Raw genomic sequence first — 12,308 nt, forward strand, 5'->3', positions numbered from 1 at the left:
ATATCCTCGTGAATTATTCCGCGGCAACCGAAGCGGCTTCCTGCCGCTCGGCCTCGAGTTGCTTGAGTGCACGCGCATAGTCGCGCGGCATCACCTTGACGAACTTGCCAAGCGTGTTGGCCCAGTCGTCGAGCAGCGCACGGGCCCGCTTCGAGCCGGTGTGCAGGTGGTGACGTTCAAGCAGGACTCGGATGCGTTCGGCGTCGTGGCGCAGCATGTCGCCCATGCCGAGGTCGTTGACGCCGTTGGTGCGCTGTTGCGGACGGCCGGTGCCTTCTTCCTCGTCAGCGTCCGCAGAGATCTTCTGCAGGTCGACCATCGCCGTGTTGCACAGCTTGTCGAACATGCCGTCCTCGTCGAAGACGTAGGCGATGCCGCCCGACATGCCCGCCGCGAAGTTGCGGCCGGTCTTGCCGAGAACCATCACGACGCCGCCGGTCATGTACTCGCAGCCGTGGTCGCCGCAGCCTTCGACGACCGCGATCGCGCCCGAGTTGCGGACTGCGAAACGTTCGCCGCCGACGCCGTTGAAGAACGCCTCGCCGGAAATCGCGCCGTAGAGCACGGTATTGCCGACGATGATGTTGTTCAGCGGATCGCGATCGACGTGGGAGGGCTGACGCACGATCACGCGGCCGCCCGACAGGCCCTTGCCGACGTAGTCGTTGGCATCGCCGGTCAGGTCGAGCGTGACGCCGTGGGCAAGCCAGGCGCCGAAGCTCTGGCCGGCAACGCCGGTGAGCTTCACGTTGATCGTGTTGTCGGGCAGGCCTTCATGGCCGTAGCGCTTGGCCACTTCGCCCGAGAGCATCGCGCCGACCGTGCGGTTGACGTTGATGATCGGCTTTTCGATGCGGACGGCTTCGCGCTTCTCGAGTGCATCGGCCGAAGCTTCGATGAGGACGTTGTCCAGCGCGTTCTCGAGCCCGTGGTCCTGCGTCTCGCTCCAGTTGAGCGAGGGGCTGTCGCCCAGCGGGGCCTGGTAGAGAATGCGGCTGAGGTCGACGCCCTTGGCCTTCCAGTGCGAGATGGCCTTCTTCATGTTGAGCTTGTCGACGCGGCCGACCATTTCGGCAACCGTGCGGAAGCCCAGTTCGGCCATGATCGCGCGCAGCTCTTCGGCAACGAAGAAAAAGTAGTTGACCACGTGCTCGGGCTGGCCGGTGAAGCGGGCGCGCAGGACCGGGTCCTGGGTGGCGACGCCGACCGGGCAGGTGTTGAGGTGGCACTTGCGCATCATGATGCAGCCGGCCGCGATCAGCGGTGCGGTGGCGAAGCCGAACTCGTCGGCGCCGAGCAGGGCGGCGACGGCAACGTCACGACCGGTGCGCAGGCCGCCGTCGGCCTGCACCGCGATGCGGCTGCGCAGGTTGTTGAGCAGCAGGGTCTGCTGGGTTTCGGCAAGGCCGATTTCCCAGGGCGAACCCGCATGGGTAAGAGACGTCAGCGGCGAAGCGCCGGTGCCGCCCTCGTAGCCCGAGATGGTCACGTGATCTGCGCGCGCCTTGGAAACGCCCGCTGCGACCGTGCCGACGCCCACTTCGGACACCAGCTTGACCGAAACGCGCGAAGTCGGGTTCACGTTCTTGAGATCGTGAATGAGCTGCGCGAGGTCTTCGATCGAGTAGATGTCGTGGTGCGGCGGCGGCGAGATGAGGCCGACGCCCGGAGTCGAGTGACGGGTCTTGCCGATGACCTTGTCGACCTTGTGGCCGGGCAGCTGGCCGCCCTCGCCGGGCTTGGCGCCCTGGGCCATCTTGATCTGGATGTCGTCGGCGTTGACGAGATACTCGGTGGTGACGCCGAAGCGGCCCGATGCGACCTGCTTGATCGACGAACGCATGGTGTCGCCGTTGGGCAGGGGCTTGAAGCGCTTGGGATCCTCGCCGCCTTCACCGGTGTTCGACTTCGCGCCGATGCGGTTCATGGCGAGCGCCAGCGTGGTGTGCGCCTCCCACGAGATCGAGCCGTAGCTCATCGCGCCGGTGGCGAAACGCTTGACGATTTCGCTGGCCGGTTCGACCTCGTCGATCGATATCGGGGTTTCGGCGGGCACGAACTCCATCAGGCCGCGGATGGTGAGCATCCGGGTCGACTGGTCGTTGATGCTCTGCGCGAATTCCTTGTACTTTTCCGGCACGTTGCCGCGCACGGCGTGCTGCAGCGAACCGATGTTGGTCGAGGTCCAGGCGTGTTCCTCGCCACGGATGCGCGAACCGTAGATGCCGCCGACGTCGAGCATGTTGGCGTAGATCGGGTTCTCGCCGAAGGCCGCGGCATGACGGCGAACCGCCTCTTCCGCGATTCCGAGCAGGCCCGCGCCCTCGATGGTGGTGGCAGTACCGGTGAAGTACTTCTCGACGAATTCGGTCGACAGGCCGACGGCGTCGAAGATCTGCGCGCCGCAGTACGACTGGTAGGTCGAGATGCCCATCTTGGACATGACCTTGCGGATGCCCTTGCCGATGGCCTTGATGTAGTTCTTGCGCGCTTCCTCGGCGGAAACCGGCAGGTTCTTGCGAACGCGGATGTCCTCGATCGTTTCGAACGCGACGTAGGGGTTGATCGCCTCGGCGCCGTAGCCGGCAAGGACGCAGAAGTGGTGCACTTCGCGTGCTTCACCGGTCTCGACGACCAGGCCGGTCTGCATGCGCAGGCCCTGGCGGACGAGGTGATGGTGGACGGCAGCGGTCGCCAGCAGGGCCGGCATCGGAATGCGGTCGGGGCCCTGGGCGCGGTCGGACAGGATCAGGATGTTCTTGTCCGCCAGCACCGCTTCGGTCGCGGCCCAGCACATTTCCTTGATCGCCATCTCGAGACCCGCGGCGCCGGCCTCGGCGTCCCAGGTCATGTCGATGGTGGCGGTGCGGAAGGCGCCGTCCAGCGCGGCCTCGACCGAGCGGATCTTGGCGATGTCCACGTCGGTCAGGATCGGCTGGCTGACTTCCAGGCGCTTGTGCGTGCCGGCGTCATGACCGAGCAGGTTCGGGCGCGGGCCGATCATCGAGACCAGGCTCATCACCAGTTCCTCGCGGATCGGGTCGATCGGCGGGTTGGTGACCTGCGCGAAGTTCTGCTTGAAGTAGTCGTAGAGCAGGCGCGACTTGTTCGACAGCACCGGGATCGGCGTGTCGGTGCCCATCGAACCGATCGGATCGTCGGCATTGACGGCCATCGGCTCGAGGAAGCGGTTGGTGTCTTCCTGGGTGTAGCCGAAGGACTGCTGGCGATCGAGCAGCGTGGTGTCCGGAGCCGGCAGCGGGTCCAGCTCTTCCTCGATCACGTCGAGGTCCTTGAGCATGTACTGCGCCTGGTCGAGCCACTTCTGGTAGGGCTCTTCGTTGGCCAGCTGCGTCTTGATTTCCTCGTCCTCGATGATGCGGCCCTCTTCGAAGTCGATGAGGAGCATCCTGCCGGGCTGGAGACGCCACTTGCGCACGATGTTGTCTTCCTTGATCGGAAGCACGCCGCTTTCCGAAGCCATGACGCACAGGTCGTCGTCGGTGACCAGGAAGCGCGCCGGGCGCAGGCCGTTACGATCGAGCGTGGCGCCGATCTGGCGGCCATCGGTAAAGGCCACGGCGGCCGGGCCGTCCCAGGGCTCCATCAGCGCGGCGTGATATTCGTAGAACGCGCGGCGTTCGCCGTCCATCAGCGGGTTGCCGGCCCATGCCTCGGGGATGAGCATCATCATCGCGTGGCTGAGCGAGTAACCGCCGGCGAGCAGCAGTTCGAAGGCGTTGTCGAGGCACGCGGTGTCCGACTGGCCGTGCGGGATCAGCGGCCACATCTTGTCGAGGTCGGCGCCGAGCAGCTCGGATTCCATGGTGCGGCGGCGGGCGTTCATCCAGTTCACGTTGCCGCGAACGGTGTTGATCTCGCCGTTGTGCGCCATGAAGCGGAACGGGTGCGCCAGCTTCCAGCTCGGGAAGGTGTTGGTCGAGAAGCGCTGGTGCACGAGGCCGAGCGCGGAGACGAAGTCCGGATCGCGCAGGTCGTCGTAGAACGAGCCGACCTGGGTCGCGAGCAGCAGGCCCTTGTAGACGATCGTGCGGCTCGAGAAGCTAGGCATGTAAAGCTCGGTCAGGCCGGGCAGGTCATGCTTTTCGGCCAGCGCCGCGAGCGGGTTCTGGGTCTGCTTGCGGATCGCGAGCAGCTTGCGCTCGAAGGCGTCCTGGTCGGCGCAGTTCTCGCCGCGGCCGACGAAGCACTGGCGGATCACCGGCATCGATTCGATGACCGTCTTGCCGAGGCCGTCCAGCGAAACCGGGACGTCGCGCCAGCCGATCAGGGTCTGGCCTTCCTTCTTGATGAACTTCTCGAAGGTGGAGACGACGAAATCGCGCGAGGCTTCGTCCTGCGGAAGGAAGCACATGGCAACCGCATAGTCGCCGGCTTCGGGCAGTTCGACGCCCGCGCCCTTGGCCCACTTGCGGAACAGCTGGTCGGGCAGCTGGGTCAGAATGCCCGCGCCGTCGCCCAGGAGCGGATCCGCGCCCACCGCACCGCGGTGGTCGATGTTTTTCAGGATTTCAAGCGCCTGGGTAATGATTGCGTGGCTTTTCTGTCCTTTAATATGGGCGACGAAGCCCACACCGCAGGAGTCGTGTTCGTTTCGCGCATCGTAAAGGCCCTGGGGCTTAGGAAATCCCATCGATATTAATCCATCCTGTCATTTTTGCCGGGGCCTGCACAGCCGCGCACGACCAGCGCACGCGAATCGCGCACTATCCAGCACGCGGCATAGTGACCCCACGATCCCCATGACGATTGAACGCCGGTTTTGCAACCGCGAAGGCGCATTTCGGCGCAGTAATGGTGCCGACTATGCTGGAAAAAGGGGCATTTTATTATCGAAGCCCCGCCCCGGCTGGGCCGGAACGGGGCTCGGGGATTCAGCGATTCGCCGTTGCAGCGTGGAACTGCGGGGCCCGATTCCCGCCCGATCGGGCAGGTAACCGGGTGTCAGGAGCCGGTCAGGCGGCGCCGCTCATGCGCTGCAGGGTGGCCAGGGCCTCGCGCAGGGCGCGCTCGGTCTGGTCCGTGTCCTGCCGTCCGGGAGCGTCGAACGGGCGACGGGCCTGGAACTCGCTGGGCATGGAAGGCTGTTCCGTGGCCTCGTGCTGTGCCTGCGTACCGTCGAAGCGGTATTCGGTTCGGGCGGGCTCATCGCCGGGAAAGACGACCATGGGCTGGATGCCTTCGTCGGTTTCCGGCTCGTCGATGCGCACGAACGGCTGGCGCGGTACGGCGCGAGACATGTTGAGAAGCGAGGAATAGCCCTCGTCGATCACTTCTTCCTCGTCTTCCGCTTCGTCCTCGGCCTCGGCGTAGTCTGCGTATTGCGCGTCGGCATAGTCCTCGGCGAACTCGCCATCGGCCTCGGCTTCATCGTCGTAATGCATGACCGGCGCGGAAGGCGCAGCGGGCTTGGTCTTGAGAAGTTCGCCGATGTGGCGCGGCGGAATGTATCCGGGAAGGGCCTCGCCCTCGTCGAACGAATCCAGTCCCACGGGGCGCAGCGCGGCCGGGACTTGCTGCGCTGCAACAGGCTCTTCGTTCCAGCTCTGGGCGAGAGCTTCGATCTGCTGTTCGAGTTCGGTTGCGGGTTCGGCGTCCTCAAGGGGCTGCGCCAGTTCGACAAGGGAGGTTTCGATCTCCGCTGCGGGAGCCTCGAAACCTGCGTGGTCGACGTGGTCCCAGTCGACGGGATCGCCGTTTTCCTCGCTCGCTTCTTCAGTGTCAGCGAATTCGGTGTCGTCGATTGCAGCGTCTTCGGTTTCGGCCTCTTCGAAGTCTGCCGTCTCTATCCCGGCTTCGACGACGTTCTCGTCAGCCAGTTCGAACGGTGTGGCTTCGGGGGCTTCCGGCTCGGCGGGCAGGGTTTCGTTGAATGCGACAGGCTCGATCGGAGTCGGCTGAACCTGAGGGCGCTCGAACTGGAGCGGCTTGAAGGCGAGCGGCGTGACTTTCGCCGCTTCCGGAGCGACCGGTGCGAAAGTCTCGCGTGCTTCGCCGAGGTCGACCGCATTCTGCGCGGCGATCTCCTCGCGGCGCTTGGCCATGGCGAGGGCGAGGCGCTCGAGCAGTTCGACATGCGAAAGCGCTTCGAGATCGGCCGAGGCGATACGGTCCGCGGCAGTGTGTCCGCTCGGTGCCGGGGCGCGGTCGGCCTGAGATTCGCGGGCTTGGCCCCGATCGCCTTCGTCGTGCGCTTCGGGCTGCTTTTCCAGCGAATCGATGATCGCCCTGGTCAGCACCGCAAACGGCGTCGAGCGGTCGTAGGGCGCCTGGTAGAAGGGGGCGTGGGCACCGGGGGCCGGCTCGGCGTCGATGCCCGGCTCGGCATCGAGATCGGCGATCGAGAGGATCGCCCGTTCGTCGCGGCGCGTCGCCTGTTCGACCGGCGCGGCCGGCCTGCTGGAAAGATCGCGCGAGTAGCTGTCGAACAGGTGGTTGCTGACCGGGGCCTTGGCCGTGAACGAAGGCGCTTCGTCCTCGATGACCTCGAATTCGGCGGTTTCGACATCTGTCGCTTCAGCCTCGCAAGGTTCGGCCTCAAGCGCTTCGCCGTCCTCGACGACGGCGAGTTCGGCGTCCTCGACCTCGATTTCATCCGCTTCGAATGCGGCAGGGGCGAACGATGCGACCGGCGCCTCGGCTTCTTCCGGGAAGTCTTCCAGATCGAGATCGGCGGTTTCGGCGATTCGGGCGTCTGCCGTCTCGAGCGTCTCCGCGTCCTCGACCGGCGCTGCGGCGGCTTCGGCCTGCGCGGGCATCTCGTGGGCGACGAAAGCGGGCGTGGCGAGCTCGGCAGCCGGCTGCATGCGGCGGCGCCTCGTGACTTCGCCTGCAGCGGGGCGGGCGATTCGGCGGGCAACCACGGCACCGACGATGCCGCCAAGCCCGGTCATGGCCAGCGCTATCAGGATGCGTGCGGTCGCACCGAGTGGCGGGGCCGCCATGGGGACCAGCGAATTGATATGCGTGGTCGCGACCAGCTGTTCGAAAATGGCCGGCTTGATGGCAATGCTGGCCAGACCGAAGAGGGCGCCGAACCAGAGGGCCACGATGGCCGGGAACAGCGGGTGGCGGCTGATCGGCTGCTTTCCTCCGGCTTTCCTGCGTGTGTTGTGGGCCACGTTTTCCATCCCGTTCTCAAATTGCGCGAGGCGATGTCATGCAGCGACACTGCCCGTGTTTTCAGCCTTCAGGGGTGCCAGCATTTGGTAAACGTCTTGATAACGAGCCGCGTTCACGGCCCAATCGTGCCGGGTTTCGACATGTTCGCGGCCAGCCTTGCGGTAGGCAGGCCAGTGCCCGCGATCCTCCAGCAGCCCGGCAAGGGCGTTGGCGCAGGCCCGGGGATCGTCCGGCGTGAACAGCACGCCCGTCCGGCCATGCGTGACGAGTTCGCGATGCCCGCCGACATCGCTGGCGGCGACCAGTTTGTCCTGCGCCATCGCCTCGAGCGGCTTGAGCGGGGTGACGAGATCGGTCAGTCGGCTGCGCTTGCGCGGATAGGCCATGATGTCGGCCAGAGCGTAATAGCGTTCGACCTCATGGTGCGGCACGCGGCCGACGAAGCGAATGGCCTGCTCCGCGGGCGATGCCGCCGCCTGCGCGCGCAGGGCCGCCTCACAAGGCCCGCCGCCAACGAGCAGCAGGCGCGCGTCGCTCCGGCGCTGGACGAGATGGTCCATGGCCTCGATCAGTACGTCGATGCCTTCGTAGTCATAGAAGCTGCCGATGAAGCCGATCACCGGGCAGGGCGCGCCGTCCACCTCGAAACCCAGGGCACGGGCCAATGCGGCGTCGCGCTTCGCCGGCTCGCCGAAGAGGGTGAGGTCGACGCCGTTGGGCATGACGGTGATTCGCTCCGGCGGCGTGCCGCGCCCGACGAGATCGGCCTTGAGACCTTCGCAGATCGTCACCACGGCATCGGCGCGCGAGACGACGTGGCTCTCCAGCTTGCGGGTCAGCCGGTACTTGAGCGAACCTTCGCTGCCGGTACCGTTGCCGACTGCGGCGTCCTCCCAGAACGCGCGGATTTCATAGACCACCGGAATGCCGTGGCGGCGGGCGACACGCAGGGCGGCCTGACCGCACAGGGCCGGGGAATGGGCGTGGATCACGTCGGGCCGCCATTCGCGCACGACCGCTTCGATGCCCTGCGCGAAAAGCGAGATTTCGCGCCACTCGCGCAGGCCGACAGGGCCGCTTGCCGCGCCGACCGTGCGATGGAAGAGCAGGCCGTCGGCTTCCTCGGCTACCGGCCCTTCGGCCGTGTGCCGCAGGCCGGTGACGCCGCGCACATCGTAGCCCATCGCGGCTTGTGCCTTGAGGATCGCCCGGGTGCGGAAGGTATAGCCGCTTTGCATCGGCAACGAATGATCGAGGACGTGGAGGATGCGTGTCATGACCTGCAAATCCCTAGCTTGTAAGGCTTAACGCGCCGTCAACCCGAGGCTGATATCGCCCTTGGCATGGTCGATATTCTCGCCCTTGCCCTGTCTCACGGACTGCTCGCGCTGGCTGCGCTGCGCCTGCTGGCGCGCCCGGACCTCGACGAGGAGGGACGCGATGATGCAGGCGGCGGTCTCAAGGCCCGGCTGGCTCAGAAGCGCAAGATGCGCGTGCCGACGCAAGGCGAAGGCGTGCTGCCCGATGCTTGACCTTGGCCTGACGGCATTCCTCGCCTGTTTCCTGGTCATGGGCTTCAAGCGCCCGTTCCTGTGGGTGCTGTGCTATCTCTACGTCGACATCGTTTCGCCCCAGGTCATTTCCTGGGGCATCCTGTCCAGCGTTCCGGTATCGCTGATTACCTTCGCCGCGGCCTTCGGCGGCTGGCTTCTGCTCGAAGACAAGCGCGATTCGCGCTTCACGCTGCGGCAGGCCCTGCTTGCGATGCTGCTCGCCTATTGCGCGATGACCACGTTGACCGCCGATTATCCGGCGGAAGCGCTGGAGAAATGGGCCTGGGTCTGGAAGGCACTGGTCTTCGCGATCTTTCTGCCGCTGACGGTGCGCACGCGCCTGCGAATCGAGGCCGTGGCGCTGGTCATGGTCCTGGCGGCAAGCGCCCTGATCATCGATGGTGGCATCAAGACGGTGATGGGCGGTGGCGGCTACGGCACGCTGCGGATCTTCGTCGACAACAATGCCGGTCTGTTCGAAGGCTCGATCCTGTCCTGCGTCGCCATCTCGATCATCCCGGTGGTGATCTGGCTGGCACGCTACGGCACGATCTTCCCGTCCGACTGGCGGGTCTGGACCTTCGCCTGCGCGCTCATCTTCGCCTGCGCGCTGATCCCGGTCGGCACCCAGGCGCGCACCGGCCTGATGTGCCTTGCCGTGCTCTGCGTCCTGTACCTGCGCACCGCGAAGCACCGCGTGCTGATCGCCGGCGGCATGGCCGTCGCACTCCTCGCCGCCGTACCGTTCTTGCCGCAATCGTTCCTCGCGCGCATGAGCACGATCGAGAACCACCAGTCCGACCAGTCCGCCAGCACCCGGCTCGGCGTTTGGAAGTGGACCTGGGACTATGCCAGGGAGCATCCGCTGGGCGGCGGCTTCGAGGTCTACCTGTCGAGCGAGGTGCAATACGATACGGTTGCCCGCGACTCGGATGGCAGCAATGTCGTGATCGAGCGGGAAAGAGTGGTCGAGAAGGGCCGTGCCTTCCATTCGAGCTATTTCGAAATGCTGGGCGAACAGGGTTTCCCGGGGTTGTTGCTGTGGCTGCTGATCCAGGGCCTCGGCATTCTTCAGATGGAGATTATCCGGCGGCGCTGGAAAGGGCGCACCGAGGCTGACGAGGCATGGGTTGCACCGCTCGCGAACGCATTGCAGCTCGCGCACGTGGTCTACATGGTCGGATCGCTCTTCGTGGGCATCGCTTTCCAGCCCTTCATCCTCATGCTGGTCGGCCTGCAATGCGGATTCTGGAGCTACCTCAAGCGCATCGGCCATCCGGCCAAGATCGGGCAGGGCGAATCGCGCCGCAAGGCCGTGCGCACGATGCAGCCGGCCTGAGCGAATTCTAACCCTTTCGGGCAATTCCAGAGGGGGTAATCGCGGCCGTCTGCGACAAATCGCATGATTTCAGAAGGAATCCCGATTTTGCATTAACGGCAAATTTACCTTTAACCTTCATTGCTCATATGGTTAATTCACGGCAATGTCCGTTTATGCAGGGTTAGCGTAAGCGGACTATGGGGAAAAAGGGGGTTACCTCATGCGAGTGCTGTTGATCGAGGACGAACCGACCACGGCCCGGGCGATCGAGCTCATGCTGTCGGCCGAAGGCTTCAATGTTTACTCGACGGATCTCGGCGAAGAAGGCCTCGATCTGGGCAAGCTCTACGATTACGACATCATTCTTCTGGACCTGAACCTGCCGGATATGCACGGCTATGACGTCCTCAAGAAGCTGCGCGTCGCCAAGGTGCAGACGCCCGTCCTGATCCTTTCCGGCATTTCCGAGATGGACTCCAAGGTCCGTTCGTTCGGCTTCGGCGCGGACGACTACGTGACCAAGCCGTTCCATCGCGAAGAGCTGATCGCCCGCATCCATGCGGTCGTACGCCGCTCGAAGGGCCATTCGCAGTCGGTCATCCGCACCGGCAAGCTGATCGTCAACCTCGACGCCAAGACGGTTGAGGTCGACGGCGCCCGCGTGCACCTGACCGGCAAGGAATACGCGATGCTCGAGCTGCTTTCGCTGCGCAAGGGCACGACGCTGACCAAGGAAATGTTCCTCAACCACCTTTACGGCGGCATGGATGAGCCGGAGCTGAAGATCATCGACGTCTTCATCTGCAAGCTGCGCAAGAAGCTCAGCCACGCCTGCGGCGGTGCCAACTACATCGAGACGGTCTGGGGCCGCGGCTACGTGCTGCGCGATCCGGACGAGCAGGCCGAAGCGGCCTGATCCCAGCGTTTCGCTTAATGATGAATCGAACGGCCTGCCCCTTAGGGCGGGCCGTTTTCGTATGTGGCGGGTAAGTATGGCCCGGTCCGGCCGTGCGAATTGGACCTTTGGCAATGCGCGATTGTGCGCAATGAAGGGTCCATTCCAGTCCGCTGCTGTCGAGAGCCGATCGTCTTGAAACCCGTTCCGCGTTCGCCCTGGATCACGCTGCATCGCTACCTTGGCCTTGTAGCCATTCCGCTCCTGCTGCTTGCGGCGCTGACCGGTTGCGTGCTCAGCTTCATGCGGCCCATCGACACCTGGATCAACGCGGACCTCTTCGTGCAGCCGGCCTCTGGCACAGTGGGGGCGCCCGCGCCGGAGGTGGCGCCGCTGGTCGATCGCTTCGCCGCCCGTCACCCGGAATGGGTCGTGCGCGGCTTTCCTCTTGCCGTGGCGGATACCCGGCGGATTGCGGTCGATGTCGATCGCGCCGCGGGCTTCTCCGGGCCGCCGGTGGATCAGGTCTTCCTCGATCGCTTCAGCGGAGAACCGGCAGGGTCCCGGTCCTCGCAGGCCGCGTGGAACCGGCGTGGGGCGATGGAGCAGGTCATGGAACTGCATGCCCACCTGCTTGCCGGGCGCTGGGGGCGCTGGATCATGGGTACGGTCGCGGTGCTCTGGCTGATCGGCCACGGCATCGGCTTCTATCTGACTTTCCCGCTCAAGCGCCCGTTCTGGAAGGGATGGAAGCGCAACTGGAGAGTCAGCTTCCGTTCGATGCTCGCAAAGTTCATGCTCGATTGGCACAAGGCGAGTGCGCTCTGGCTTTTCGTTCCGCTGACCGCGCTTGCGCTGACGTCGGTGGCGCTCAATTTCTTCGAAGAAGCCTATGCGCCGATGATCGAGGCGGCTTTCGGCGATGACGACCATGTCGCCCCGCCGGGCGAGAGAAGGGATGCGCCGCTCGATTTTGTCGGGGCCGTCGCCGCCGCGCGCGCCCACGCGATGCGCGAGGGGATCGACTGGCAGCCCGCCAGCGTCCTTGCAAAACCGGAAGAGGGCACGATCGGCGTGACGATGACCGATGACGGCACCGTCAATTATCATCGTCTCGGCCCGATCTACTATTACTTCGACCGCGCCAGTCATGCCGTGGTCGAGACCTATGACCCTTATCACGGCAACCGTTCGCTCGCGGGCTATCGCCTGCTCTACCCGCTGCACAGCGGCCGGGTGGGCGGCAATGTCACGATCCTGCTGATCTTCCTTTCCGGATTGGCGACAGCCGGGCTGTGCGTGACCGGGGTCTACGTCTGGTGGAAGAAGCGCAAGTCGCGTGTCGCTGCCCGGCGGGCTGCGGTTCTGCGCCGCGGCTGAGGCGGGCTGGGCCCGC

The 12,308-nt window shown here is 65.1% G+C and carries 7 protein-coding genes; 4 read left to right on the forward strand and 3 right to left on the reverse strand.

The features are described 5' to 3' along the window. Positions 1–13: 13 nt before the first annotated feature. From gltB to B5483_RS07640, 3 genes are all read right to left on the reverse strand, one after another. A complete protein-coding gene (gene gltB, locus B5483_RS07630) occupies positions 14–4,654 on the reverse strand; it encodes a glutamate synthase large subunit (protein ID WP_079729985.1) in 4,641 nt (1,546 codons plus the stop codon). A 322-nt stretch (positions 4,655–4,976) separates the two neighbouring features. Continuing rightward, positions 4,977–7,151 carry a hypothetical protein gene (locus B5483_RS07635; protein ID WP_079729986.1) on the reverse strand — a complete coding sequence of 725 codons (2,175 nt, stop codon included), beginning with the start codon at positions 7,149–7,151 and terminating at the stop codon, positions 4,977–4,979. Between the two features lie 27 nt (positions 7,152–7,178). Next, positions 7,179–8,420, reverse strand: coding sequence for a TIGR04063 family PEP-CTERM/XrtA system glycosyltransferase (locus B5483_RS07640; protein ID WP_079729987.1), 1,242 nt, complete (start codon positions 8,418–8,420; stop codon positions 7,179–7,181). A 66-nt stretch (positions 8,421–8,486) separates the two neighbouring features. On the opposite strand from B5483_RS07640, the gene B5483_RS07645 reads away from it, so the two are divergent. The 4 genes from B5483_RS07645 to B5483_RS07660 all read left to right on the forward strand — a co-directional run bounded on the left by B5483_RS07645 (position 8,487) and on the right by B5483_RS07660 (position 12,292). Next, on the forward strand, positions 8,487–8,675 hold the full coding sequence (locus B5483_RS07645) for a hypothetical protein (protein WP_054946542.1): 189 nt from the start codon (positions 8,487–8,489) through the stop codon (positions 8,673–8,675). Continuing rightward, a complete protein-coding gene (locus B5483_RS07650; RefSeq protein WP_079729988.1) occupies positions 8,668–10,035 on the forward strand; it encodes a putative O-glycosylation ligase, exosortase A system-associated in 1,368 nt (455 codons plus the stop codon). Before B5483_RS07645 ends, B5483_RS07650 begins: the two co-directional genes overlap by 8 nt. Positions 10,036–10,237: 202 nt before the next feature. After that, positions 10,238–10,933 carry a response regulator transcription factor CtrA gene (gene ctrA / locus B5483_RS07655; protein ID WP_038576013.1) on the forward strand — a complete coding sequence of 232 codons (696 nt, stop codon included), beginning with the start codon at positions 10,238–10,240 and terminating at the stop codon, positions 10,931–10,933. Between the two features lie 174 nt (positions 10,934–11,107). After that, on the forward strand, positions 11,108–12,292 hold the full coding sequence (locus B5483_RS07660) for a PepSY-associated TM helix domain-containing protein (RefSeq protein WP_245828882.1): 1,185 nt from the start codon (positions 11,108–11,110) through the stop codon (positions 12,290–12,292). Positions 12,293–12,308 lie beyond the last annotated feature (16 nt).

Source organism: Novosphingobium mathurense, from assembly GCF_900168325.1.
In the GTDB taxonomy this organism is placed as follows: Bacteria; Pseudomonadota; Alphaproteobacteria; order Sphingomonadales; family Sphingomonadaceae; genus Novosphingobium; species Novosphingobium mathurense.

Excerpts from the sequence above, each read along its gene's own strand:
- gltB (WP_079729985.1), bottom strand. The coding sequence starts at position 4,654 with ATGGGATTTCCTAAGCCCCAGGGCCTTTACGATGCGCGAAACGAACAC.
- B5483_RS07635 (WP_079729986.1), bottom strand. The coding sequence starts at position 7,151 with ATGGAAAACGTGGCCCACAACACACGCAGGAAAGCCGGAGGAAAGCAG.
- B5483_RS07640 (WP_079729987.1), bottom strand. The coding sequence starts at position 8,420 with ATGACACGCATCCTCCACGTCCTCGATCATTCGTTGCCGATGCAAAGC.
- B5483_RS07645 (WP_054946542.1), top strand. The coding sequence starts at position 8,487 with ATGGTCGATATTCTCGCCCTTGCCCTGTCTCACGGACTGCTCGCGCTG.
- B5483_RS07650 (WP_079729988.1), top strand. The coding sequence starts at position 8,668 with ATGCTTGACCTTGGCCTGACGGCATTCCTCGCCTGTTTCCTGGTCATG.
- ctrA (WP_038576013.1), top strand. The coding sequence starts at position 10,238 with ATGCGAGTGCTGTTGATCGAGGACGAACCGACCACGGCCCGGGCGATC.